Below are 26,046 nucleotides of genomic sequence, written 5' to 3'. Positions count from 1 at the left end.
TCAAGACTCTGCATGGCCTATCGTCGTAATCAGACGATTTGCTACACCTGGACTAAGGTCGCAGGCAAAGCTTGCCAGTGCCAACCGCGGCCCTCACAATCGGAAAAGTTTCCGGAGAATGAGATGCCGACCGCGCCCCCCCACTCCACACGCTCAGCAAAGATTGATCCACCCAATGTCGCCCAGCGACTCGGGGGTGCCATCAACGCCGCAAAACGATTGGGATTTGATGTTCGCAAGGTCGTGCTGAATGACCAGTCACCGGGTTGGTGCCAATTGGGCAGCCAAAAGATCCTGTTTCTGGACCTGACGGCGACCACCAGCGAACAACTTCACCAAATCGAAACGATTTTGGCTGAATTTTCTGGTCCCCGTTTGAGCAACGTTTGAAGCCGGCGCTTTCGCGTCAGACATCGGTTTTTAATAGCCCGACGCGTGAGCTTCGAAGTTGCGGTTTCTAAAGCTACCTCTCTCGCTCTTTTGATTGAGTTTGATGAAGGTGGGTGGCAACGAAATTAAAAACTCAGCCTCTCTCCCGGCTGGCAAATGCGCCACTTCAAAACCGATGCGTCTGGCCGCGGCCAGAATTCACGACCTGATCGACAATCGCCAACGATTCCAGCAGCGGTTGCGGACCACATTCATGCCGCGCTAGTTGCTAGCAGGGGTTCGTTACGGGCACTCTGTTGGGTCTCGATCAATCCATCTTTCATTCGCCACAGGACATCGGCACCCGCCGCGATTTCGTCGTCGTGTGTGATCATCAGAATCGTCAGCGAGTCGTTCTGATTCAGCTCGGTCAATAGCTGCAGAATCTCTTTCCCGGTTTCGGTATCCAAATTGCCAGTTGGTTCATCGGCCAATAGCAATGTCGGGTCGGTCATCAAGGCACGCGCGATGGCAACACGTTGCATTTCACCGCCACTCATTTCACTCGGGCGATGTTTGGCACGATGCAGCAGCCCGACTCGGTCCAACATCGCTTCGGCTCGGCGCCGGTATTCGTTGCGTGATTTCAAGTAGCTCCAAACACTTTTGCCGATCATTGCCGGCGCCAGCACATTTTCGATTGCCGAGAGTTCTGGCAATAGAAAATAGAACTGAAAGATCACGCCGATGTCACGGTTGCGGTAGCGATCGCGAGTCGCACGCGGTGCGTTATCGATCCGCGTTCCCCGAAACAACACTTCGCCTTCGTCCGGACGATCGAGCGTCGCCAATAAATGCATCAACGTGCTTTTACCGCTGCCACTTCGACCGACCAACGCCGTGACTTCACCTTCTCGGACTTCCAAATCCACACCACGCAGGACCGGTACATCGATCCGGTCTTTGTGATAGCTTTTTTTCAATCCGTTTGCGGCCAGAACGATTGGTGACGACATCGTGGGGTTCGCTAAATAACGAGGGGGAACAATGATTGGCGGACAGGCTAGGCAAGCATCGGGCGTCGTTACCGGTGTTGGCGGCGACGCTCGATTCACTTGGTGGTTCACTCAAAACGAAGCGCTTGAACCGGGTGCAGACGGGCGGCTCGGATGGCCGGCAAGACGCTTGCCAACACGGCGATTCCGACGGCACCTAACATCACCCATACCAAGGTGAACGGTTCCACAATGGTTGGGATTTCTGTGAAGTAGTAAACCGTCGGGTCGAACACTTCCTGGCCAGTGATTCGTTCGATCAGACCGGCGATCCAGTTGATGTTGTCGACGAATATCAACCCGCCGATCAACCCCGCACCGCTGCCGACAAAGCCCAACAACAGGCCATAGGTCATGAAGATGCTGCTGACGCCTTTTCCGGACGCGCCCAATGCTTTGAGCGTGCCAATGTCACGTGTTTTTTCGACCACGATCATGAAGAACGTCGCCAGAATGCCGAAGCCCGCAACCGCGATGATCAAGAACAACAGGATATTCAGGATCATGGTTTCCAAGCGGACCGCCGATAGCAGTGGCCCTTGCAAGTCACGCCAGGTTTGTACGTTGTAGGCGTAGAGTTCCGGAGGGAATCGTTTCCGCAGCGCATCGCGGACGGCATTCAAATCGCTGCCCTCGGCCAGTTTCAATTGAATCGTAGTGACACTGCGAACTCCGGTTTTGGGATCGATCATGCCCCGGAATTCTTGCAGTTGGTCCAATCGCACGAAAGCAAACGTGCTGTCGTATTCGCTCATTCCCGATTCATAAAGATCGACGACAGTGAATTTTTGGTTGACGACTTTGGTGTCGTTGGCGGCATTCGGGAAAATCATCCGCACATCGTCGCCGGGCTTCGCATAGTACACGTCACAGACTTCGCCATCGGAATCGCGTGTGCGAACACTGCACGTTGAGATGCCCAGAATGATCCCCGGAAACTGTTCCTTCATCGGATCAATGCTAGCCGGCAAAGCTCCCTCGGAACTCGCGAGCAATTCATCGGAAAACATCGGTCCCATCGACGGCCCGCTCGCGGCTTCGATGGCGGATTCGTCGTCGGTGGATTCTTCAGCAGGCATTTCGCCGCCGGCTTGACGGCGCATTTCAGCCATCAAGCGGCGGTCTTCGGCCATGTATTCGTCTAGTTGACGTTGCTGCTGGACTTGGCGACGGCGGTGCGTCCAACCGGCATCCAGCAATTCTTTGCGGTCGGGTGCATAGCCGGATTCGCGAAGTTCGAAACTGGCGGCTTTCTGGTTTTCCGGATGCATCAGGTATTTTCCAAAGTCGCTGACTTTCTCATACGACTTGGCGTCCAGTCCGATCAAATTGACATGACGACCGATCTGTTGACCGTTTCGTTCAATCCCCAACATCGATGGCACGCTGACGCTGACCGACGCGCCCACAATGGCCGGACCACATACCTTTCGGATCTCCCGCAGGTGGCCCTCGGGATCGGGCATGCCACCGGTCGCATGACAATCGATCATGATGTCCGACGCCAATCCATGCAGTCGCTCGTGCATCTCGGATGCAAATCCGCTCATCACGGAATTGACGACAATCAACGTGGCCACACCCAGCGTGACGCTGATGATGGATGCCAGCGCGATGTAACGCGTTTTCAGATAACGATAGCAAAGTAACCAGCGATACATTTGGCCCTTCCTGTGGCTCGTGCAGGTACAGACGCGTCGTGCCGTACCCGTTGAAATGCTCCATCCATTGAGCGGCGAGTCTACGTGACCGGTTGCGGCGGCGTAAAGACGAAGTCGTCTGCCTTACCAGCCAAATCCGCCGGTGGTCATCCAGAAAGTCGCGATCATTGCGATCCAAACCAGATCCAAGAAGTGCCAGTAGTGGGCCGCGAAATCAACCGGCCAGTGCCGTTCATGATCGTAACGTCCCCACACCGCGCCCCAGGCGACGATGCCCAATGCGACAATTCCGCCCAAGACGTGCAGGGCGTGCAAGATAGCCAGCACCACTACCATCCCGGCAACGCCTTTGCCCGGGCCATAAAAAGTCGCTGGGCCGAGCATGATTTCGCTGAGAGCGAAACATTGAACGAGCGTGAACAGGGTGGCCGCTGCCGCCGCGCCGCCGAGCATCCAGGCGGTGGCACGAAATCGATCTCGCCGCACCCACTGGGTCGCCGTGTGAACCATCAAACTGACCATGACCAAGCAAATCGTGCTGACCAAAAACGCTTTGGGCAGTGGTAATTGGCTCTGGATCTCACTGCGACGCGAGTAGGCGTACAGGGCATACAGCACAATGCTGGTCAAAAAGAAAATCAACAGCGACAACAGAAACAGCCACCCCCCTTGTTGGACGCGGCGATCTGCCGGCAGCACGGGGCGCTGTGGGGGGCCCGAATCGGACAAAGCGGTTGTGGGTGTATGATGCGAAGCCATCGATTGCGTCGCGCTGCTGCGAAAGAACTTTTTGCTGGCGGTAACCACAGGGGCCGTTCCCCGGTATGCTGATCGACCCGTCACCCTCACTTTATAGGTTGACGCTGCCGACGAGAACGACCGTTTACGATACAAGCCGAAACAACCAGCGAGATGAGCGAAATCCGCGACTTTTGTAATGCTGATTTACCGGGAATCGCCCGCGTCTGGAGCGAACACTGGACGGCGGCAGAATCGCCCCCGCAGATCAGTTCGACGATCATCGAACGTGCGATTCTGTCGCGAACGTTTTTTTCGTCGAATGAGATGTTGGTTGCCACCGTCGATGGTCGTGTCGAAGCCTGGTGTCATTTCAGCCGTCCCGGAGTCGCTGGCGATGATTGGGAAAGCCGACCGTCGAGCAATGTGGCGGTTCTGTCGGCAATCTGTTTCACCCATCAAGGGCTGGGTTGCTGCGACGATCTGCTAGCGGCTGCCCATCAGCGGATTCGAGAAAATGGCTGCACCGAGATCGTCGCCGGTCCACTGCGTGATCAACAATGCGGCTATGTCGGGCTGGCACCGGTCGGCCACGGCATCGGAATTCCGGACGATGACGTGCGCGCATCCTCACTGCTCAGTCGACATGGTTATTCGCCGGAAGCAAGTTTCCAGCGGATGGTGGCGACCACGGCACCCTACCGGCCTCCGGTCAGCCGGGAAATGATGCAATTTCGCCGTACCACGCGCGCCGAACGCTCATTTGTCGTTCCCCAACAGGGTCGCTATGCATCGGCAATGTCCCATTTGGATATCGAACATCACCAATTGATCAACCACCGCAACGGAGATCGATTGGCGAACGTCCGGCTTTGGTTAAGCGATCCGGAAGCGCAGGTGATGAGCTGTGCCGAAGCAATTCTGGATCTTTCGCCGACGGAAACGGCCGAACAACTGACCTCGGCAGAAACGTTTTTGGTGGCCGCTCTGATTCAAACCATGGCCACCCGCTGCATCTTTCGCGTCGAAACAGTGATCAACGACGAATACACGCAACTTCAAGAACAGTTGATCGCATTGCAGTTCAATGAAGTGCAACGCGGCCAGCGATGGAGAAAATCAATTTAGCGATGTCAAGAAAAGAAAAAATTCTGGCGATGCTCGCCGATGATCCCAGCGATACCTTCCTGCGTTACAGTTTGGCAATGGAGTTGCGGAGCGAAGGGGACCACAGTGCAAGTCTGGAAAAATTGGCTGATTTAACGCGTGATACTCCACCCTACGTGCCGGCATTTTTCATGGCGGCGCAGCAACTGGTGGATCTGGGAAAAATCGACCAGGCCCGAACCCAACTGCGCGACGGAATCGACCAGGCACGACTGCAAAACGATGCCCACGCCGCCGCGGAAATGAGCGAGTTATTGGCATCGCTGGGCGAATTCGGCGAGCAAGACGACGAACTGTAGATGGCTGCCGAGCAAACCACCGCGGTGGTGCTGCGGACGATCGAATTCAGCGAAACCAGCCTGATTGTCACCCTGTTGACCAGGGACTTTGGGCAGGTTGCGGCGCTGGCCAAAGGTGCCCGCCGCCCCAAGAGCTCCTTCGAAGGTTCGCTTGACCTGCTGGCTGTCTGTCGTGTAGTGCTGATTCGGAAATCCTCCGATGCGCTCGATCTGTTGACCGAGGCAAAGCTTCAGCGACGTTTTCGCGGAGCCGAAAAATCGCTGGAACGAGTCTACGCGGGCTACTACATCGCCGAAATGCTTCGACTTTTGACTGACAACCACGACCCGCACCCCGGGCTGTACGATCTGACGCTCGAAACACTCGGGCAGGTCGATGGCAGCGGTCATCCTGCGCTCGCAGTGCTAGGGTTTGACACCGCCGCACTACGATTGCTCGGCCATGCACCGGCCACCCGCGGCTGTGTGGATTGCGGCCGACCGATCGACAACACCCCTCGAATCGCCTTTGCCCCGATCGCCGGCGGCGTCGTCTGCCACCAGTGTCGATCGCGACAGCAAAGCCTATTGACCATCGGACGCGACTCTCTTGAGCACTTGGAACGGTTGCTCGCCCCGCACACTCGATTGCCGATCACGGTTCCGGCGACGGTTTATCGTGAGCTGCGTGGGTTGATCAACCGATACATCCAAGCAATCCTCGGTTCGACGCCTAGGATGCAGCCTTTCTTGCCCGCCCGGATGGAACCGGTCGAATGAAAATAGACAAACCAAACTCTCGATCGTCTTTGCAATCCGCTCCCATGGTGGTCGCTCACGTGAAACCAACGGCAATCCGTGCATCCGCCTGGCCGACTCATGCGCTGATCGGCGTCTGTTTCTTGATCAGCGCGACGGGATGCAAATCCTTTCGCGATTCCGGCGGCGATTCCAGTTGGCGGCCTAAGATGCCGTTCGGTGCGTTGGCCGGAACGGAACCGGCAACGCCAAAACCGGAAGCCCCCGAAGCCACATCCGGCGGCGTCGCCAACGCCGATGGAACTTTGGCCGAGAAATCACCCAGCACCAATCGATTGGTCGGCTTTGTGACCGGAAAGAACGATGATCTTCCCAAAGCCAAGCAGTTGTACATCAGTGGCGACACCTTGTTCAAACGCGCCACCGCCGCGGCGAAGACGGACCGAGTCGAATTGTTCGAGCAAGCCGCCGACCAATTCAAAGCCGCCGCCAAAGCAGCGCCCGGTTCGGCCTTGGAACAAGACGCGTTGTTCATGCAGGGCGAGGCGATGTTTTTTGCCAATGACCTGAACGGGGCACGCGACGCACTGGAGAAACTGCAAAAGGATTACCCTCGCAACCGACACAGCGATCGCGCCGCTGCACGCCTGTTTGCCATCAGCAAATATTGGATCGATGTTTCCAAAGCCGGCAGTGATTCCTGGTACACCCTGAATTTCTTTGACAGCACCCGCCCGCTGCGAGATGCCGATGGACACGCGATCAAAGTGCTGGATCAAATCCGCTATGACGATCCCACCGGCAAATTGGCCGACGACGCGACCATGGCTGCCGCCGCCGAACACATTCGTGGCGAACGTTACGATCAGGCCGACGAATTCCTGACCGACCTGCGAGAAACGTTTACCGATAGCGATCACCTGTTTCTGGCACACCTGTTGGGCATTCGCTGCAAACTGCAAATCTATGCCGGGCCCCGCTACAGCGAACGCGTCTTGGACGAAGCCGAAACGTTGGTCAAACAGACCCGGCGACGGTTTCCGTTGGAGCTAAAGGAAGAAAAGTACAACGACATGCTCGCACGCGCCTCGGCGGAAATCGCTTATCACCAAGCGGAGAAGCTGGCGTTCCGTGCACGCTACCGTGAAAAGCAACGCGAATATGCCGCGGCTGGAAACCTGTACCAGAAACTGTTGCGGGACCATCCGACCACACCGCAAGCCAAAGAGGCCCGCGAGGTATTGGCCAGAATCGAGAAACTTCCCGGTTCGCCGACCAAGCAACTCGCGTTTTTGGCCAAGGTCTTTCCTAGTGCCAAAAAATCGATTCCGCTGGAAACCGTCGAGTCTGCTCGGCCGGCTGACGACGCCACACCGGAAGACACCCCCAGCGAATCCACCGGCAAAGTCATGATGCGTTAACCGCGGTGCTCGCGTTGATCGGGGCAATCGCCCCCGCGACGCGAGTCAGGATTGCATCGAACGATACTTGCTGACCTGTTTCAGTCTGAAATCCTCCATGATCACTGTTTCCCCGTCCTCAAAAATCGCCGGTGCCGTTTGCACTCTGATGCTGCTGGCGATGGGCGGTTGCGCATCGTATCAATATGGTTCCGCCGCATTGTTCCCCAGCGGTATTCGCACGGTTTACGTTCCGTTCGTTCGCAATGACACCTATCGATTTGATCTGGGGCCGCAATTGACCGAAGCCTTGGTGGACGAAATCGAGCGTCGAACGCCCTACAAGGTCGTTGGCAATCCAAATGCAGACACCACGCTGCAGTGTGTCATCACCGACCAATCCAAAGTCGTGTTGACGGAAACCAGCAGCGATGATCCTCGCGCACTGGACACCGCGATTTATGTGGCAGCGAATTGGACCACGCGCGATGGTCAGCGGTTGATGCAAAATAGTTTGGCCAGCTATGAAGCGGATCAAATCGGATTCAGCCAAAGTGCACGATTTGTGCCCGAGGCCGGGCAATCGATTGACACCGCCAACCATGCGGCCATCGAACTGTTGGCCCGTCGCATCGTTTCTCAAATGGAAGCCCGCTGGTAGTTGCCGATCGGCCGACAGGAGACTTCCATTGAATCGTTCCGCCCCCCCGCGCCGCGCCAAACGCTGGCAGCTGGGCCAACGTGTCCTGGTGATTGACGACGCGCCCCTGGTGATGGGGATTTTGAATGTCACGCCCGACAGTTTTTCTGATGGCGGACGCCACTTTGACACCAGCCGTGCGATCGACGTGGCTCTGGTGATGGAAGCCGACGGTGCCGACATCATCGATTTGGGCGGCGAAAGCACTCGCCCCTATAGCGATCCCGTTTCGGCAAGTGATGAACTGCGGCGTGTGATCCCGGTGGTCGAAGGTTTGGCCGGTCAGCTGAAGATTCCCATCAGTATCGATACCAGCAAAGCCGCTGTTGCCAAAAACGCCTTGCAAGCCGGCGCGGAAATCATCAATGACGTGACCGGCTTGCAGGGTGATCCAGACATGCTGCCGTTGGCCGCGACCAGTGACGCCGGGCTATGTGTGATGCACATGCAGGGCACGCCGCAAACGATGCAAGACGACCCGACATATGACAATGTGGTCGAGGACATCTACCGTTTCTTGCAGCAGCGGTTCCAATTCTGTGTCGATGCCGGAATCGATCCGCAGCGAATCTGTCTGGATCCCGGAATCGGATTTGGAAAATCACACGCGCACAACATCGAACTGTTGCAACACACCCGCCGGTTTTGTGAACTGGATGCACCGATCCTAATCGGGCATTCACGCAAAGGATTCATCGGAAAACTATTGGGCGACAAAACAGCCGACCGCACCGCGGCAACCCTCGGCGTGACCCTTGCCGTTGCCGCCGCCGGTGCCGACATTGTCCGTGTTCACGATGTCAAACCCACCGTGGATGCCCTGCGATTGTTCAACGCCTGCCGTGATCGCAATTTGCCCTCATAAGCGGGCACACCGCAACCCGTTGGAGTTCAACCTTTAGGTCGTCCGGCGATCGTTGCTGCAGACCTACTACCCGACACGCTAAAGCGTGAACTCCAACGGTGACGGGTGAGGATGGTGCTTGAGTGAAAGCGATTTAACTTCTAGGCGTCGTCTTCGCTGCGTTTGTTCAACGCCTGCCGTGATCGCAATCTGCCTTCTTAAGCGGCCACACCGCAACCCGTTGGAGTTCAACCTTTAGGTTGTCCGGCGATCGTTGCTGCAGACCTACTACCCGACACGCTAAAGCGTGAACTCCAACGGTGACGGGTGGGGCTGGTGCTCGAGTGAAAGCGAATTAACTTCTAGGCGTCGTCTTCGCTGCGATTGTTCAACGCCTGCCGTGATCGCAATCTGCCTTCTTAAGCTGCCACACTACAACCCGTTGGAGTTCAACCTTTAGGTTGTCCGGCGATCGTTGCTGCAGACCTACTACCCGACACCCTAAAGCGTGAACTCCAACGGTGACGGGTGGGGCTGGTGCTTGAGTGAAAGCGATTTAACTTCTAGGCGTCGTCTTCGCTGCGATTGTTCAACGCCTGCCGTGATCGCAATCTGCCGTCTTAAGCGGCCACACCGCAACCCGTTGGAGTTCAACCTTTAGGTTGTCCGACGATCGTTGTGGCAGACCTACTACCCGACACGCTAAAGCGTGAACTCCAACGGTGACGGGTGAGGATGGTGCTCGAGCGAAAGCGAATTAACTTCTAGGCGTCGTCTTCGCCGGTTTCGTCAGCTTCGTCGACGTTTTCCACTTCCGATACCGGGGCATCGGTCGGTTCGACAGGGATCACCCTTTCGGCTTCGCCTTGAGCCTCTTCTTCCGGTGGCACACGCACCGCGGCGATCAATGAATCGTCTTCATCGATACTCATGATGCGAACGCCTTGGGTGTTGCGTCCGATCACGCTGATGTCTTTGGCGGCGATCCGTTGCAACTTGCCTTTGGCGGTCATCACAAAGATCTCGTCAGCGTCGTCGACACTGGTGATCGCAATGACTTCGCCGTTTCGGTTACTGGTCTTGATGTCTCGCAGCCCTTTGCCGCCACGCTTTTGGGTCCGATAGCGGGCCGACGAGGAACCGTTTTCTTCTTCGGCATCCTCATCGGATTCTTGGCTCGTCATGTTCGGGCCAAACGGAGTCCGTTTGCCGTAGCCTTTTTCGCAAACGGTCAACAAAGTCGCACTGGGATCGGTGACAACCATGCCGACAACGCTGTCTTCGCCAGCCAGCGAAATGCCTTTGACGCCCGACGTGTTTCGGCCCATGGGGCGGGCATCGGATTCTTTAAATCGGATCGCCATGCCGCCGGCGGTCACCAAGATGACTTCGTCGCCTGGTCCGATCACACGCGCCGAGACAAGTTCGTCGCCTTCGCGCAATTTGATGGCGATAATCCCGCCGCGTTTGGGACGGCTGTACTGTTCCAGCGGCGTCTTTTTGACCAATCCGCCGCGCGTCGCCATCGCGACGTAGTAACCTTCTTGATTGAAGTCTCGGACGGCCAAACAGGAGGCAATTTTTTCACCCTCTTCCAGCGACAGCAGGTTCACGATCGCGCGGCCTTTGGCATCGCGTGGCAATTGCGGCAGGTCGTAAACCTTTTGCCAACGCACTTTGCCGGTCGTCGTCAGAAACAGCAAGTAGGCGTGCGTGCTGGCGACAAACAGATGCTCGATCGGGTCAGCCACGTCGAACTTGGCACCTTTCAGACCTTTGCCCCCGCGGCGCTGCGTGTTGTAGACGCTCGATGGGGTCCGTTTGATGTAGCCTTCGTGGCTGATCGAAACCACCATCGTTTCTTCGGTGATCAAATCCTCCAGATCGATGTTGCCCAGTTCTTCGTTGCTGATCTGGGTGCGACGTGGATTTCCAAACCGCCGCTTCATCTCCTCCAGGTCTTCTTTGATGATCCCATAGACCCGTTCTTGGCTGGCCAGGATATCCAGGTAATCGGAGATTTCTTCGAGCAACTGTTTGTGCTCGTCGGTCAATTTTTCCTGTTCCAAGTTAACCAACTGGCCCAGTCGCATCTTCAAGATTTCGTCGGTCTGCACGCTGGTCAGCGTGTAGGTGTCCGACTCACCGCGTTCCAACTGGAAATGCCGGAAACCTTCGTCACCCAAGGCGCGTTCCATCATCGAAGCCGGGCACTCAATCCCCATCAACCGCTGCTTGGCCTCGGGCTGAGTGCGGCTGGTGCGAATGGTCTTGATGATTTCATCGATGTTGGCCAACGCCAGCAACAGACCCTCGACGGTGTGCTTGCGGCGTCTGGCTTTCGCCAACAAGAATTGTGTTCGTCGGCGGATCACGGTGACACGGTGACGGATGAATTCCGTCAACATTTCTTTGAGCGTCAACTCGCGAGGTTTGCCGTCGACCAATGCCAGGAAGATCAGCGAGAACGTGTCTTGCAGCGGCGAAAACTGGTACAGCTGATTCAGGATGACGTCGGGGTCTTCGTTGCGTTTCAGCTCGATGACCAACCGCACCGGTTCCTTCAGATCCGACTCGTCGCGGATCCCGGAAATGCCTTTGATGCGATCTCCGTTGACCAAGGCGGCGATTTTTTCGACAACGCGGTCACGGTACTGTTGATAGGGGATTTCCGACACAATGATGCGGTGCCGATTCCCTTTCATTTCCTCGACGTGGCATTTAGCGCGCACCAACATGGTGCTGCGTCCGGTTTTGTAGCCGCGACGGATTCCGGCGCGGCCGCAGATGATGCCGCCGGTTGGAAAGTCAGGTCCGGGGACGATTTCACACAGTTCGTCGATCGTCGTGTCCGGTTCGTCGATCAATTTGATCACCGCATCACAAATCTCGATCGGGTTGTGCGGTGGAATGCTGGTCGCCATCCCGACGGCGATCCCGCCCGACCCATTGATCAACAGGTTGGGGAACTTACTGGGCAGCACGGTCGGTTCCGTTCGCGCCTCGTCATAGGTCGGCACAAAGTCGACCGTGTCGAGTTTCAAATCGTCCAACAGCGCAGCGGCGACCGCTGACAAACGGGCTTCGGTATACCGCATGGCCGCCGGTGGCAGACCTGCGATCGAACCAAAGTTCCCCTGTTTGTCGATCAACAACGATCGCATGTTCCATTCCTGGGCCATACGAACGAGCGTTGGATAGATGACCGATTCACCGTGCGGGTGATAGTTACCCGAGGTGTCACCGGAGATTTTGGCGCATTTGACCCGCTTGCTGCCCGGACCGAGATTCAAGTCGTTCATCGCGACCAAAATCCGCCGCTGACTTGGTTTCAGTCCGTCGCGGACGTCCGGCAATGCCCGGCTGACAATCACGCTCATCGCGTAGGTCAGATAACTGTCACGAAGCTCATCTTCGATCGGCAGATCGATCATGCGGAGGGCACCTTCGCCCCCCTCATTGCCACCGCCTCCGCTGCCAGATTGCACCTCCGGTGGATCGCCCGGAGTGTTCTCTTCGTCCTGACCGTTCTCGTTGTTTTCGTCTGCCAACGTGGTGTCCTAGCGGGAAGGTGAAAAGACGCGATAAACCCCGCTTTTTGCGGGCTCGCGCAGACCCGGGAAGATACCAGTTTTATGCCGGATTCACAACGTGGGGAGGCATCTGATGCAGCGCTCGCTACAGCGACTTCACGGAAACTTGCCGAAATTCAACGGCATCACCGTGTCCGGCGAATCCGAAATGACCCACCTTGCGGTCTTTCCCCGGATGGGCGCGGTCGGCCAGGTATTCTGTGATCGTCGCCAGGTCGGTATCTAGAATCACCGTGCCGTTTAATTCGACTTTGATCGTGCTGCCTTTGACTGTCACCTCTTGGTAATTCCACTGGCCGACGTCGCGCAAGTAACCGCGGGTGGCAGCCGCCATCCCATAGGCTGAACCGTGGTATTGCCGCGGATCAAGATTGGCGTATTTGGGGCTGGTCGAATCCAGCACCTGCAATTCGCACATCCCTTGATAGGCCGTATCGCCCTCGGGCATTGCACGAATGGCCAGCCCGTTGTTACCACCCGGTGGCAAACGAAACTCAACGCGGGCAACGAAATCGCCATATTCTTTCTCGGTCAACAAGTTGCCGCCTTTGCCTTTCTTGCAGCGAATGGCACCGTCGACCACTTCGTAGTTGTCCGTCGCTCCGATCCAACCGCTCAAGTCGGTGCCGTTGAAGACCGATTCAAATCCATCGCTGTTGATGGACGCCAGTTTTGCGTTGGCCTGTTCGGGGCTCAATTCGGCGATCTGAATGTTTCGCCAGCGGATTTCGCCGCCGTGGGTTTGCAATTCGATCGGTCCGCTGACAAACAACGGCTGCTCGCGATCCCAGTAGTTTTCCATGATCGCATGGTCGACAACCTGTTTGCCATTCAGCCAAACGCTGGTTCGCGCGCCGACCTGCAACACACGCACTTCATTCCACTCGCCGAACGGGCGATCGGCCAACACCAACGGGTCTTTGCCAGCCGCCCCGGCACTGTTGTTCCACAATCCGCCGCTGCCTTTGTCGGCACCGAGTTTGAATTTGGTTTGGTCCGTCGTATCCCAGATCTGGACCTGTGGCGTCGCTTTCAAATAGATCCCACTGTCGGCGCCGGCAACGGTCTTGTACTCAAGACGCAAATCAAAATCGCGATAGTCACGATCGGTCGCCAAATAAACACCGTGTCCATCGTTGACCAATTCACCGTTTTCGACACTCCAATGCTGTTCCGCGTCGGCCTTTGCCGCCGCCAGCTTGGTCGCTAGATCCGCTTTTGAAAGCGCTGCCAGCTTGATCGGACCGCCAGACGGTTGGCCGTGCCAACCGTCCAGATTCTGGCCGTTGAACAACGTCACCAATTCCGGATCTGCGGCACTGGCAAAGGGGACCATCGAGATCAACGACACAGCCACAAACGTTGCAGCGAACATTCGAGAGAGTTTCATGGTGGGCACTGGCTAAATTGCGAGTCTTAAAAAAAGGAAGGGCGAGATTCGTGTTTTGAAGTGGCGAAGTTGGTTTTTCATAACCCGAAGCGCTAGTTATCCATCGAGGATTAAATCAACAGCCCGCGACGCGTCACATCATAACCCACTGTAAACAGACGCGGAGCAACGTCGGTGAACTGCGGCTATTTTGCCCATAGATCGTGGGCAAATGGCCTTAGAAATCCCGCCGAGAAAAATAGACGCAGGACAAGGTCAGCATCACCAGGATAAAGACGCTGCAGCTGACCACCGGTCGGGCGATTTTCAATTGCACGACCTCCTGTTCCTCGTCGGACTCGCCGCCGATCGCAAATGACGATTTACCGCTGACCAATGCGGCAACCATTTGGCTGAGTTCGCCTGTCTGTGGCGTCATCGTCCGCAGTGGGGTCACCAAATACCGATCGATGCTGCGCCAACTGGTCAACGTCGGACGAATCTTGCGCGATAGGGTGGGGGCCGGGCCCGACAGATTCCGATCAGGCCGGTGGGTCAGATCCCAGAAATCGATGGCGTCGATGTGGTGGGCGACGGCCAACTGGTTTTGCTGTGGATCAAATTCGATCGCATTGGCCTCCGCAATCTCCAACGATTGCAATTCAACGCCATCAGCATCCATCATCGCTAAATGAACGCGGCCGTCACTGGTCAAGATCGCGAAACGATCGGAATCACCCAGCCCGATCATCGAGATCACGGCTTGGTCGTCCGGGACCGCGAATTCGGCGACCAAATTGAGATCCATTGCATCGATCCATCGGATTGGCTCGCCCTGTCTGGCCAGCAACACGGACTCGCCGGCCGCCGCCAACACCGTGCGTGATGCATTGTCGTCTTCCAACAGTACGTCGGCGGCGACAACCGCCTGCTGCTGAGATTCTGATGGCGAATCGGAATTCGAATGGTCAAACAGATTGGCCGGCACCGTCAAACGCAGCAAGCGACCGCGAGAGTAAATGATCAAATCGCGTTGCGGCGACAGCGGGGCCACGCGCACCGGTTCGGTCAACGTCACGCTTTGCGGCAAAATCGCGACAAAGTCTTCGGTTGCCCCGCCCTGCATTCGGATCAAGTCCGAGATCCATGCGGTGACCCCGATCGACGCGGGCGGTTGGTCGTCGGATTCACCGTCCGAACCACTGCTCGTCTGAGTTTCTTCTTGGGCGTCGTCCTCGCTGGTTTCGATGCCCGACGCCATCGCGGCTTGTTCGATTTCGGTCGCCATCAGCCCCGTGTTGTTCAACACAACCAATGCATCACCAATGGCAAACATTCGCCGGGTGCCGTTTGGCAGTCTCAGCCCCGGATTGGGCTTCCAATCTTGAGTGCCGTCCAGGAGCAGCAGATCCAGCGATCCGCTGCCGTAGAGATTGAACCTTCCGTTGCGGATTTTGGCAGTGGCAATTGTGTCATCGCCGATTCGGATCGGCGGCACGATCAAATCGCGGCGACGAAAATCGCCTTCGATCAGTTTGATCCATTGATTGGAATCCTGGTCAAACTGTTTCAATTCACCGCCCCGCGTGGCCACGACCACTTGGTCGCCATCGAAAGCCATGTGGCTGATTCGATCGGGGCCACGTACCAGACCATCAAAGTAGCCACCAATGAATCCGATCACCATCACAAACGCGCCGAACATGCACGTCACACCGATCGACAAAATCGGTGAGCGCCAGCGCAATCCGGCCAGAGTCGACACACTGAAAAAGACGGCGAACAAAAAGACCGCGACGGGAATGCACCAAAGAATTCGGACATTCCAAATGTCCAACCGCCAGCCCGCAATCAACCACAGCCCGATCACCAACTGGCAAACACATAGAAACACAAACGCACAGCCGCCGATGAATTTTGCCAACAGCAGCAACGTTCGTGAAATGGGTTTGCTAAGCAACAGGTGCAGCGAACCGGGTTGTAGCATGTCGGGGATGATCGACGCAGTCACCAAGATGCCTAGAAAAATCAGCGCGAACCCCAGCAGCCAATCCATCATGATCGGCACTACAAATTGATTGACCAAGGCCACGAATTGCGTTTTGCCGATCAGAAAGATCGCGGGGAAATCAAAACCGGCATAGGACAACGTGATCGAACGCGCCGATTGGGCGGCAAATACGCCGGGCAAAGCCGCTTCGATTCGCAGTCGCGCGCGGCGACGACGCAAGGAATCATCGATCTTGTCGTCTGGAATTTCATCCAGCTCACGCAATTCGCTCAACCGCACAGTCGACTTCCATGCTTGGGCGTCATACCACTGCTCGTCGTCCATGGATTGATTCAATGAATCGGCCAGCGCATCCTTGTCGATCCGCACGTCTTCGCCCTTGGCGACCTGACGCAGTTTGCGGTTGATGTCCGCGGGAAACGTGCGTGAAATTCGTCCCAGTGCCGTGTCCGCTTCAGCCGGATCCACCAACCCTCGCGCAAGCATCGCTTTCATTTGCGTGCCGTTGTCCAGGTCGAACCAGCGAAAGGTTGTCGTGTAATCTTCGTGATAGCCGATCGGTGCCAGCGCGGCTAAAAAGATCCAGATCGCGACAAAAGCGATCCACAGTATCCGTGACGCGAGGGCGCTGCGAAACGAATCCACAATCACCGCTAGGTAGGGGCCCATCATTCAACCTCTGCCTCGTCACCGACCAACCGCATGAAGGTTTCTTCCAACGATTCACGCCGGACCTGCAACCGCGAAATGGAATGGCCACAACGACGCAGTTGGTCAACCACCCAATTGATCTGGTCTTGGTCGGCGACCGTCATCGTTAATCGCTGCCCCGTAGCGATCGGTTGTGATTCGATCGCCAGTTCATGCGGATCGGTAAACACTTCGCTCCAGTCCGATGGCGACGGCGACGGGGCGTCCTGAGAAATCTCCACGGTCAGCTGTTGGTCCTCGCGATGTGCCAGTTCGTCAATCGGTCCGATCGCCCGGATCTGGCCTTTGGACAGAATCGCAACGCGTGTGCAGACCAATTCGACTTCCTGCAGAATGTGGCTGTTTAAAAAGATCGTTTTGCCGTCGTCACGCAAACGGTCGATGACCTTGCGGACTTCGTTGCGTCCGACTGGATCCAAGCCATCGGTCGGTTCATCCAAAACCAGCAAATCCGGATCGTGGAGCAATGCTTGTGCCAGACCGAGCCGCTGATACATGCCTTTGCTGAACTGTCGCACCGATTCACGGTCACGCCCCACCAACCCGACCAATTTCAACAGCTCGTCGCTGCGAGTCGCGATCGCCGACGACGACATCCGACTCATCCGACCATAGTAGCGAAGCGCCGATCGTGCGGTGTGATGCCGATCGACACGCAATGATTCGGGCAGATAGCCGACGCGGGCGCGGGCGATGGAGCTACCGATCGGTCGGCCCAGTAGCGACGCGGTTCCCGACGTGGGTTTGACCACGCCCAGCAACATCTTGATCAGAGTGGTTTTGCCGGCACCGTTGGGACCGAGTAAACCAAACACTTCGCCGGGGAATGCTTGCAAAGAAACCCCGCGAACGGCTTCCAGACGTCGGCGGCCGGTCAGCGACCAGCTGCTGTAGGTCTTACGCAGCTGTTGAACATCAACGATAGGCGACGGCATTCTAGACCGATACCGAACGCACCAGAATGTAACACAGCCAAATCACCGAAATGGCGACAATGCTGGCGGCAGCATAGCGATGTAACGGACGGCGCCAGTCAGGTTTTTGGACTTCACGTTCATACAGACTGCGAAACCGTTCGCGCTGGCCTTCGGTGGTGAACACTCCGTCCTCGACCAATTCATTCAGCCCGTATTGAGTCGAGTATTCGACGACGCCATACACGGCGTGTCGACGATCCAATTCGTCCACTCCGACGCCTTCGAAGTACCACAACTGGTTGCCGAAGTCGTGATCGGTTTCCAAGTGATTGTCGATACAACGGATTTGCAGGATCTCGCTTCGCTGAGGGCAAAACCGGGCCCGATTCATTGCGCGATTGCAATCCAATCGGACTTGACGGATTGTCGCTTCCGAAAAGCGTAAAGCCTGCGTGTGGGTGTTCACCGATCCTTCTCCAGATATTTCCGCTTAGTGGAAACTTATTTCACATAAACACATTATTGCTGTGACCCTGGTCCCCGTCATGCCCAGAACCGTAAAAAAATGGTTCAGAAAGTCATCTTTTCAATGTCCATTGCGCCAGTCGTCCGCCAAGTTGGCGAACATCCGACAAACTGGACGTCTTTACAGACCAAACTGATATACGTTCGTGCACAGAATGAAGTTCTATGCTCACCGAGTTCCATTTGTTTGCAATCAGACTAAAACCCACCGCGCGAAGTCACTACCCCAAAATCCGCCAACCGGGGACAGACCCCAACCCCGCTGGGGACAGACCCCAATTCCCACTTTTGTTGGAACCCCGCTGGGGACAGACCCCAATTCCCACTTTTGTTGGTGTGGAGGATTTATCCGACCGGTTAGCACAAACCCCTCCGGCAAGTCGGATAAATCCTCCACACCAGCATCGCCTGGGGACAGACCCCAATCGGATCACTCCTCCACACCAGCGCGGCACTGCGGCGGCTGTCCCCGTGTGACAGAGGATCGGGTAGCATCAATGGGCTGTGTCCCCGTGTTTGTTTGACTTGTTCGCGGAATTGCGTGATCACACCGATATGCTTGAACGCCGCTCATTAAAGGCCCCGGTCACTCTGGGGGTCGTGCTGATCGTTTTGGTGGTGATCCTGGGGGCAATCTGGGCGCTTTCCAATTTTATTGGGGGCTTTGAAGCGTCCAAACGAAGTGGCGTTTTTTGGGCGCTGTTTATCATCGGCAGCTTTCTGTTGATCAGTATCCTGGCGGGAGTCATCGCCTATTTCACGCTGACGGTCAAAGCTGTCCGCTTGAATCAGCGACAATCCAACTTCATCGATTCCGTGACGCACGAATTAAAAAGTCCTATCGCGTCACTGAAGCTGTACCTGCAAACGATGTCACGCCGCAGCGTGGACGAGTCACAGCAGCGGGATTTCCATCGCATCATGCTCGAGGACGTCGAACGACTCGACGCGTTGATCAACCATTTGTTGGATGCAGCTCGAATCGATCGCGGAAATCGAACCGAGGGCGAAGAAACGTTTCGCCTGGACGAATTGCTGCAGCAGTGTGCCGAAGCGGCTTGCATGCGTTATCGCTTGCCCCGTGAAACGGTCGCGGTGGATTGCCAGCCGGTGACGATCCAAAGTGAGCTTGTTCAGGTCGAAATTCTGTTTCGAAACCTGATCGATAACGCGATCAAATATGGTGGTTCACCGCCCGAGGTCGTGGCATCCATCCGGCCGGCCGACGGCAAAGAGAATCAGGTTGTCGTCTCGATCATGGATAACGGCCCCGGAATCCCCTATGACAAACGCCGTAAAATCTTTGGTCGCTTCGTACGTTTGGGCAGCGAACTTGAACGCAGCACTCCCGGCACTGGACTAGGACTTCACTTGGTCCGTACGATCAGTAAAGCGATTGGGGCGACAGTCCGCATTCGTGGTCGCCGCGAGATCGACGGCGTTGATGGCACCGTTTTCGAAGTCATCATGAAACATGTTGTCGAGCTTCCTGCCGAAGCCTAACGCTGCGACAGCCGACTGCAGCATAACCATGACGGCAGCACAGCATTCCAGCGACCATTCCCCTCCCCCGTTTCACTCTACCGCACAACACCTATGCGTCCTCATATCCTGGTCGTCGAAGATGAAAAACACTTGGGCGTCGGTATCAAGTACAACCTCGAGGCGGATAACTATCGGGTCACGTTGGTGGAAGATGGCCCGACGGCATTGCGGTTGGTGGACGCATCCAACGAACCGATCGATTTGATCGTATTGGACCTGATGTTGCCTGGGATGAGCGGCTACACCGTCTGTGAAACGATTCGCGACGCCGGCGTGACAACTCCCGTGTTGATGCTGTCGGCTAGAACGTTGGCCGAAGACCGTGCCCGTGGTTTTGATGTTGGTGCCAACCAGTACATGAACAAGCCGTTTGAACTGGATGAACTGCTAAGCCGCGTCAAAAACCTGTTGCAACACTCGGTGGTCCAGCCGACCCATCATTCGACGCGCCGTGTCCGCGAGTCGATCGAGCAAATTGAGTTCGGCAGAATCAAGGCTCATTTCTTAAACCACGAAGTCTCGGTGGCGGGCAAGCCGGTGCCGATGACCCCCAAACAATTGAAACTCTTGCGATACTTTTCGGAAAACCCAGACCGAGTGATCAGCCGCTCGGAATTACTAAGTGAGGTTTGGGAGATCAGTGGCAATTTGCAAACGCGTGCCGTCGATCAAACCGTCGCCCAGTTGCGAAAAATTATCGAGCCCGACAGTACATCCCCGATTCACTTGTTGACGATCCGTGATGCCGGTTATCGATTCATTCTTGATCCGGCCGAAAGTGACGTGCAAAGTGAAACCGAATCGGCGTCGTGAATTCACGACGCTTTTTGAAAGTCCAGGCCGCCGTTTTTCGCTCCATCGAGTTTGAACGTGAATCCGTTTTCGCCGGCAGTCCACTGGCCAGCCATTTGTTGCAAATCGTTGCTGCGGACCAGGGTCAGACGGCCGTCGGTGATTCGATACTGACCTGAAAACTCAGTCGTCTTGCCGTTGTTGTTGACGACCCAAGTGAACGAGCCACTATCGTTCAGTTGCAATTCGATCGTCACTTTGCTTGGCAGCGATGCCATCCAGCTGCCGACGTGAGCCAAGTTGTTTTGGGAGGCTGCCGGTGCAAAGCTGGGCACCACGTCGGCATCGCTGTTGTCGGTTTGTGTGACAAGCGAAGCCAATGCGGCGAGCGCCGATGATTCTGCATCAGAGCTGGAGGTCGGCTCGGCGGGAATTGCTGCCGCGGCGGTTTTGGTCGAAGTCGGCTGACCTTGTGACGGCGTGTTGGCCACGTTGGACTGTGCGGGTGCGGTCCGACTGGGTACGGATTGGGCGACCGGCTGGGGAGACGGGGCGGGTCGTGCAGCTGTCGCTGCAATCGGTGTCGATTGTGGGACCACGCGGTACGACGGTTGGGTGTAGGTCGGCTGTGTGTAGGTTGGTTGGGCGTAGCGGGCTTGGTGATAGACCGGTGCGGGTGCCGGGCGGCGATAAATGGAAGCCGGGTGACGGCCGCTGCCGGCCGGGCGAGCGATTCGCGAGCCGCGTCCATCACAGGCGGCAACTGGCAGAGCGGATTGGGCCGAGACTGCGGTGACGGCGACGGCAACAAGGATTTTTTTTGCGATGCGTTTCATGGCTGGACACTTCCGGGAGAGAGAGTTTGGTTTCCGTGGGGCAGATGCCCGCTTCAAGCAACCAAGCGAAGGGCGGAGAGAAACGTTACAGATGTTTTTTGAAACAGATTGGGGGCCACGACGCGGTCGGATCTGCCGACCGGATCACTCGGCCAACCACGCTGCCAACGTGGCTTCGGCGGATTTTTGATCCGGTTTCGGCGTCAGATCCTTTTCCATCGCCGCGGCCAACCGGGCGACATAGTCGATGGTTGATTCGAACGTCTCGTCGCTGGCGGTCGCATCCAGTTTGGCGACGTAGAACACGACATAGCCGTCGCTGGTTTTCTCCACCGCCCAAGCACCAATTTTGGTGGCGGTGTTCTGTCGCATCAGCCGCATCAGCAGGGTTTCACTGGGCGATTGGTCGGTGGTTTGCACGGTCGACCAAATGCGGCGGACATCGGCACGCCCGTGATACTCGGTGTCTTTGGCGACAAACACGGATTGTGTTTGTGATCCCACGCTGCGGTCGATCTGGTAGTGACCACTGGAGTGTTTGGTGTATTTGATTTCCGCTTCATCCAACAAGACTTTCGTTGCCAGCGGAGCACTTTTCCAAGGGCTTTTCAGCATCTGGCGAATTTCGGTGATGTCGACGCAAAAGCTAACGAGGGGACTTTGCGGCGAAAACGACTGTGCCAATCCGACTAATTTCCCGTCGTCGTCAACGATCGGTCCGCCGCTGTCCCCAGGCTTGATCGGACTTTGCGTCTCCAGCGCCATGAAGTCATGCTCGCCATGAGTCGATTTGAATTTCTTTTGGTACACCGAGCGGACGGTGCCGGAGGTATAGACCCACAAGATTTCGCTGTCGCCGGGATTTCCAACCAAAGCGACTTTGCCACCCGGCGCGGTACTTTCGTCGGCCATCTCAATCGCTTGCACGTCGACCGGGATCCGCGGCAATTCGATCAAGGCCAAATCGCGTTTGCGATCGATCGCGACCACGTTTCCCTGGATGCCCAACTTCAAAATATTGGCCAGGTAGTGTTTGCGGCGAACCGCCAATTTTCCGTCGCTTTTTACAGGGAAAAACACCACCGCTTTGCGACTTTCCCCGACCACGTGCGCGTTGGTCAGCAACAGTTTTTTTTCAGCGTCCACCAGCACGCCGGAGCCGGTTGAGGTCTCGTTTTCGGCGTTGCTGGTGATCACCCAAGCGGTGCTTTTGAGCGTGTTTTGGTAACTGGCCGAATCTGCCATCGCGTCGGTGCCCGGATCAAACCAGCAGGCAAACAGTAACGCGAGTGTGGAAAACAAGCGGGGCAACGACAGCGGCTTGGCAGACGATCGGGACATTGGGGCACCTTAGACGGTTAGGACACGACGACCGGAAGGAGCCGGTCGTGGACAGGTCTAAGCAACCAAGCGAGACAGCGCGAGAAATGTTACCAGGCGTCTGGCGAATCAATTCGCTGGCACGTTTTGAAACGGCGCTTTTCTAATCCACTCGCCCAAGGGAGAGTGAAGGGCGGAAGTGGCAATTTGCCGATCCATATGAGTTGAAAAGCCAGTTTAGCGCAACTTCAAACCTGACGCGTCGGAACCAGAAACGCCGGCAGATCAGGCCTTCAGCGTCATGTTGTCGCGGTGAACAACCGATTCGTCCGGGCAGTGCCCCAGAATGTCCGAGATCGTTTCGCTCGCTTGGCCTTTGATTTGCAACACGGCGCTGGCCGGATAATTGCATAATCCGCGAGCGATTTCATTCCCGCTACCGTCGACGATCGCGACCACCGCACCGGATTTAAACGTGCCGACGACATCGCGAATTCCGATCGCCAACAGACTGCAACCGTCGTTCAAAATGGCGCGTGCCGCGCCGGCATCGACGACCAATTTGCCAGCGACTTCCGCAGAACCGCGGATCCAGCGGCGTCGGCCGCGGAGGGTGCGTTCACGTGGCAGAAAAAGCGTTCCGACGGGGTCACCCCGAAGGATTTTTTCGAGGACATGCGGATCACGACCGGGGCCGATGATCACCGAGTGTCCATAGGAGCTCGCCAATTGTGCGGCGGTCAATTTACTCGCCATCCCGCCTTTACTGAGCGAGTTTTCGGCGTCCTTTGCCAAACCAAACACGCCTTCGTCAAAGGACCGCACCAGATCGATTTTTTTGGTGCCCGCCGCCTCGGGTGCTCCGTCGTACAGCCCATCGATGTCAGACAGGATGACCAACATCGCGTCGTGCATCAGTCCGGCGACTTGGGCGGCTAACCCGTCATTGTCGCCAAACGTGGTCTTTAGCTCCGCGACAGCGACGGAATCGTTTTCATTGACGACGGCAATCGCGCCAAAATGGTGGATTTGTCGGAGCGCGTTGCGGACGTGTAGGTAACCGGTTCGACGCCGCAAATCGGCACGTGTCAGCAAGACTTGGGCGGCGTGGCGGCCTCCTTTGGAGAGCGCACTCTCGTAGGCCTGAATCAAATCGGTTTGGCCGACGGCCGCCACGGCTTGCAGTTGCGACACCATCGTGGGGCGTTCATCCAACTCCAATTTGCCCATTCCGGCGCCAACGGCCCCACTACTGACCATGATGGTTTGCCGGCCACTGTCGGCGATCTTGCACAATCCTTCGGCCAGGCACTCGATCCGGTCTCGATCGAGTTTGCCATCGGCATCAGTTAAAACGCGTGTGCCAACTTTGACGACGACACTCGTCGCCTCCTCGATCGCTTCGAGTCGCAGTTGGCGGGTATCAGTCTCTGACAAAACAGTCACAAAAAATGGGGTGTTGTAGGAGCGAAGCACGAGTGAATCGGTAGGTATTGATTCAGTCGTGATGTGATTGGGGTACAATGAAAATACCCACCGCAGCCGTGATCGGCTATCCACCCACAGAGGAACAACCGATTGCCGCCGGCCAAATTTGAAGAAATCCGTGGCTTCCCACGATTGGGCGGTTCGACAAACGGGTCTGCATTTGGACAATAGCAAGCCGACCGACACAATTCTCTTGCCCGAGACGGTCGATTTGAGCTCCCCCTCCCAAAAGTCTGACGAGCAAAACCCGGCATGAGCGAGTTGCATCACGAATGCGGTGTCGCGGCGATTTACCATCTTTCCGGACGCGGGCGCAGCCCCATGTGCACCGAGGAAGGTCCGCGACAAATCTCGCGTCTATTGCCACGCATGTTGTTGGACATTCAAAATCGTGGCCAGCTGGCTGCGGGAATGTCGACCTATAACCCGGACCGCGCCCGGCTGCTGACCACGCGGAAAGACGTCGGCACGGTCACGGAAGTGTTTCGTCTGAACCACCGGGCGAAAACCGACGCCTTGATGCGTAGCCTGGCCGGCCGCGCCGCGATCGGTCACGTCCGCTATGCGACTTGCGGACAGGACGACCGCAGTTACGCGCAACCCTTCGAACGCGAGCACATTCACAAACGCAAATGGTTTAGTTTCTGTTTCAACGGCCAACTGGCGAACTACGGCGTTTTGAAAGAACGATTGTTGGCCGACGGAGACCACCATCTGACGTTGGACACCGACACCGAAATCATTCTGCATGAAATCGGCCGCGTGCTCAGCCATTCGACCGAACGCATCGAATGGATTGATGTGTTGCGTCAGGTCGCCAGCAATTTTGACGGCGCCTACTCAATGGCCTTGCTGACCGCCGAAGGCGAGATGATCGTTGCTCGCGACCCCAAGGGCATCAAACCGATGTGTTATGTCCACGAGGGACCCCTGTTTGCCGCGGCAAGCGAAAGTGTCGCGCTGTTGAATCTGGGCTTCGAAAACGATCAAATCAAATCGTTGCCGCCGGGACATGCGATCATCGTTGATCCGAAAAAAGGCGTCCGCATCGAACAGTTCGCCCCGGTCGACAAACCGGCACACTGTTTCTTTGAATGGATCTATTTTGCCAATGTCGCCAGCACGCTCGATGACCGCAGTGTCTATCTGACACGGACTCGTCTGGGCGAAGAACTTGCGCGGGCCGAGCGAGCCCTGGGCCGAGTGCCACTGGATGACCCGGACACGATCATCGTGCCGGTTCCCGACACCAGCAAAGCCGCTGCTGATGCAATGGCCTATGAACTGTCGATCCCCTGCCGCGAAGGCCTGATCCGAAACCGATACGCCGGGCGAACGTTTATCGAAGGCGGTCGAGCACGCAAAGCCAAGGCGGCGACCAAGTACACGCCGCTTCGCGAAGTGATGCAAGGGAAGCGCGTGATCCTGGTGGAAGACTCTATCGTCCGCAGCACGACCATGAACGTGTTGCTCGATCGGATCCGCGAAGTCGGCGGCGCCAAAGAGATTCATGTTCGTGTGGCTTGTCCGCCGATCGTCGCGCCCTGCTTTTACGGGATCGACATGAGCACGATCGACCAATTGATCGCGCCCAAGTACTTTGGCACCCAAGGCGAACTGACCGAAGCGTCACAGCAACGATTGGCTGATGACTTGGGAGCCGATTCGTTGCGATACCTGCCGGTCGACGCGATCGCACGCGCGGTCGATATGTCAGCCGACAATCTGTGCCAAGCCTGTGTGACCGGCAACTACCCGACCGATTGCGGTCAAATGCTGTACCAAATCGCACTGGACAATCGCGGCACGAAACTTGATAGCAGCCGAACCTACGAACAATTGGCCGCGGCACTCGGGTCCCAATAGTCAACGGCCGTTGCCGCTGCGCTGGTGTGGAGGATTGTTTTTTGGTAACCCGAAGCGTCAGCGAGGGATCCCGTGAACGCCCTCAATCCCTCGCTCACGCGT

Annotated in this window: 21 protein-coding genes; 10 read left to right on the top strand and 11 right to left on the bottom strand. The window is 56.6% G+C overall.

Going from position 1 to position 26,046, the window contains the following annotated elements:
* Positions 1 to 12 precede the first annotated feature (12 nt).
* A complete protein-coding gene (locus NHH03_RS18180) occupies positions 13 to 390 on the top strand; it encodes a hypothetical protein (RefSeq protein WP_253158413.1) in 378 nt (125 codons plus the stop codon).
* A gap of 251 nt (positions 391 to 641) precedes the next feature.
* On the opposite strand, the gene NHH03_RS18175 is transcribed toward NHH03_RS18180, so the two are convergent.
* The 3 genes from NHH03_RS18175 to NHH03_RS18165 all read right to left on the bottom strand — a co-directional run bounded on the left by NHH03_RS18175 (position 642) and on the right by NHH03_RS18165 (position 3,844).
* Positions 642 to 1,385 carry an ABC transporter ATP-binding protein gene (locus NHH03_RS18175; protein ID WP_253158412.1) on the bottom strand — a complete coding sequence of 248 codons (744 nt, stop codon included), beginning with the start codon at positions 1,383 to 1,385 and terminating at the stop codon, positions 642 to 644.
* Between the two features lie 107 nt (positions 1,386 to 1,492).
* On the bottom strand, positions 1,493 to 3,085 hold the full coding sequence (locus NHH03_RS18170; protein ID WP_253158411.1) for an ABC transporter permease: 1,593 nt from the start codon (positions 3,083 to 3,085) through the stop codon (positions 1,493 to 1,495).
* A gap of 123 nt (positions 3,086 to 3,208) precedes the next feature.
* Positions 3,209 to 3,844, bottom strand: coding sequence for a cytochrome C oxidase subunit III (locus tag NHH03_RS18165; protein WP_253158410.1), 636 nt, complete (start codon positions 3,842 to 3,844; stop codon positions 3,209 to 3,211).
* A 153-nt stretch (positions 3,845 to 3,997) separates the two neighbouring features.
* On the opposite strand from NHH03_RS18165, the gene NHH03_RS18160 reads away from it, so the two are divergent.
* The 6 genes from NHH03_RS18160 (at position 3,998) to folP (ending at position 8,992) form a co-directional block, all read left to right on the top strand.
* Positions 3,998 to 4,951 carry a GNAT family N-acetyltransferase gene (locus tag NHH03_RS18160; RefSeq protein ID WP_253158409.1) on the top strand — a complete coding sequence of 318 codons (954 nt, stop codon included), beginning with the start codon at positions 3,998 to 4,000 and terminating at the stop codon, positions 4,949 to 4,951.
* A gap of 2 nt (positions 4,952 to 4,953) precedes the next feature.
* A complete protein-coding gene (locus NHH03_RS18155; protein ID WP_253158408.1) occupies positions 4,954 to 5,289 on the top strand; it encodes a CDC27 family protein in 336 nt (111 codons plus the stop codon).
* Entirely contained in the window at positions 5,290 to 6,048 is a 759-nt protein-coding gene (recO, locus tag NHH03_RS18150) for a DNA repair protein RecO (protein ID WP_253158407.1), read from the top strand.
* A complete protein-coding gene (locus NHH03_RS18145) occupies positions 6,045 to 7,448 on the top strand; it encodes a tetratricopeptide repeat protein (protein WP_253158406.1) in 1,404 nt (467 codons plus the stop codon). Before recO ends, NHH03_RS18145 begins: the two co-directional genes overlap by 4 nt.
* A gap of 97 nt (positions 7,449 to 7,545) precedes the next feature.
* Positions 7,546 to 8,088 carry an LptE family protein gene (locus NHH03_RS18140; RefSeq protein WP_253158405.1) on the top strand — a complete coding sequence of 181 codons (543 nt, stop codon included), beginning with the start codon at positions 7,546 to 7,548 and terminating at the stop codon, positions 8,086 to 8,088.
* Positions 8,089 to 8,116: 28 nt separating this feature from the next.
* A complete protein-coding gene (gene folP / locus NHH03_RS18135; protein ID WP_449339369.1) occupies positions 8,117 to 8,992 on the top strand; it encodes a dihydropteroate synthase in 876 nt (291 codons plus the stop codon).
* Positions 8,993 to 9,735: 743 nt separating this feature from the next.
* Here folP and gyrA read toward each other — a convergent pair.
* From gyrA to NHH03_RS18110, 5 genes are all read right to left on the bottom strand, one after another.
* The gene (gene gyrA / locus NHH03_RS18130) at positions 9,736 to 12,405 is read right to left on the bottom strand and encodes a DNA gyrase subunit A (RefSeq protein ID WP_253158444.1); all 2,670 of its coding nucleotides are present in this window, start codon (positions 12,403 to 12,405) and stop codon (positions 9,736 to 9,738) included.
* Positions 12,406 to 12,649: 244 nt separating this feature from the next.
* Complete coding sequence (locus tag NHH03_RS18125; RefSeq protein ID WP_253158443.1) at positions 12,650 to 13,900, bottom strand: 3-keto-disaccharide hydrolase; 1,251 nt, start codon at positions 13,898 to 13,900, stop codon at positions 12,650 to 12,652.
* A 271-nt stretch (positions 13,901 to 14,171) separates the two neighbouring features.
* On the bottom strand, positions 14,172 to 16,616 hold the full coding sequence (locus NHH03_RS18120) for an ABC transporter permease (protein WP_253158404.1): 2,445 nt from the start codon (positions 16,614 to 16,616) through the stop codon (positions 14,172 to 14,174).
* Entirely contained in the window at positions 16,613 to 17,590 is a 978-nt protein-coding gene (locus NHH03_RS18115) for an ABC transporter ATP-binding protein (RefSeq protein ID WP_253158403.1), read from the bottom strand. Before NHH03_RS18115 ends, NHH03_RS18120 begins: the two co-directional genes overlap by 4 nt.
* A 1-nt stretch (position 17,591) precedes the next feature.
* The gene (locus tag NHH03_RS18110; RefSeq protein ID WP_253158402.1) at positions 17,592 to 17,963 is read right to left on the bottom strand and encodes a hypothetical protein; all 372 of its coding nucleotides are present in this window, start codon (positions 17,961 to 17,963) and stop codon (positions 17,592 to 17,594) included.
* Between the two features lie 689 nt (positions 17,964 to 18,652).
* On the opposite strand from NHH03_RS18110, the gene NHH03_RS18105 reads away from it, so the two are divergent.
* Together NHH03_RS18105 and NHH03_RS18100 are read left to right on the top strand one after the other, a co-directional pair.
* Positions 18,653 to 19,600, top strand: a complete 948-nt coding sequence (locus NHH03_RS18105; protein ID WP_253158401.1) for a sensor histidine kinase — start codon at positions 18,653 to 18,655, stop codon at positions 19,598 to 19,600.
* A 93-nt stretch (positions 19,601 to 19,693) separates the two neighbouring features.
* Positions 19,694 to 20,455 (top strand): response regulator transcription factor, encoded by a 762-nt coding sequence (locus tag NHH03_RS18100; protein WP_253158400.1) that lies wholly within the window; start codon positions 19,694 to 19,696, stop codon positions 20,453 to 20,455.
* A gap of 2 nt (positions 20,456 to 20,457) precedes the next feature.
* Here the strand turns inward: NHH03_RS18100 and NHH03_RS18095 are convergent, their stop codons facing one another.
* The 3 genes from NHH03_RS18095 to proB form a co-directional block, all read right to left on the bottom strand.
* Complete coding sequence (locus tag NHH03_RS18095) at positions 20,458 to 21,270, bottom strand: hypothetical protein (RefSeq protein WP_253158399.1); 813 nt, start codon at positions 21,268 to 21,270, stop codon at positions 20,458 to 20,460.
* A 144-nt stretch (positions 21,271 to 21,414) separates the two neighbouring features.
* Positions 21,415 to 22,611: a S1 family peptidase gene (locus tag NHH03_RS18090; protein WP_253158398.1), complete on the bottom strand. Its 1,197-nt coding sequence runs from the start codon at positions 22,609 to 22,611 to the stop codon at positions 21,415 to 21,417.
* Between the two features lie 264 nt (positions 22,612 to 22,875).
* Positions 22,876 to 24,066: a glutamate 5-kinase gene (proB, locus tag NHH03_RS18085; RefSeq protein WP_253158397.1), complete on the bottom strand. Its 1,191-nt coding sequence runs from the start codon at positions 24,064 to 24,066 to the stop codon at positions 22,876 to 22,878.
* A gap of 264 nt (positions 24,067 to 24,330) precedes the next feature.
* On the opposite strand from proB, the gene NHH03_RS18080 reads away from it, so the two are divergent.
* Positions 24,331 to 25,944 carry an amidophosphoribosyltransferase gene (locus NHH03_RS18080; protein WP_253158396.1) on the top strand — a complete coding sequence of 538 codons (1,614 nt, stop codon included), beginning with the start codon at positions 24,331 to 24,333 and terminating at the stop codon, positions 25,942 to 25,944.
* Positions 25,945 to 26,046: the final 102 nt, after the last annotated feature.

This window comes from Stieleria tagensis (genome assembly GCF_024129865.1).
GTDB classification, from domain to species: Bacteria; Planctomycetota; Planctomycetia; order Pirellulales; family Pirellulaceae; genus Stieleria; species Stieleria tagensis.
This window is presented reverse-complemented; position numbering and strand designations above follow the sequence as displayed.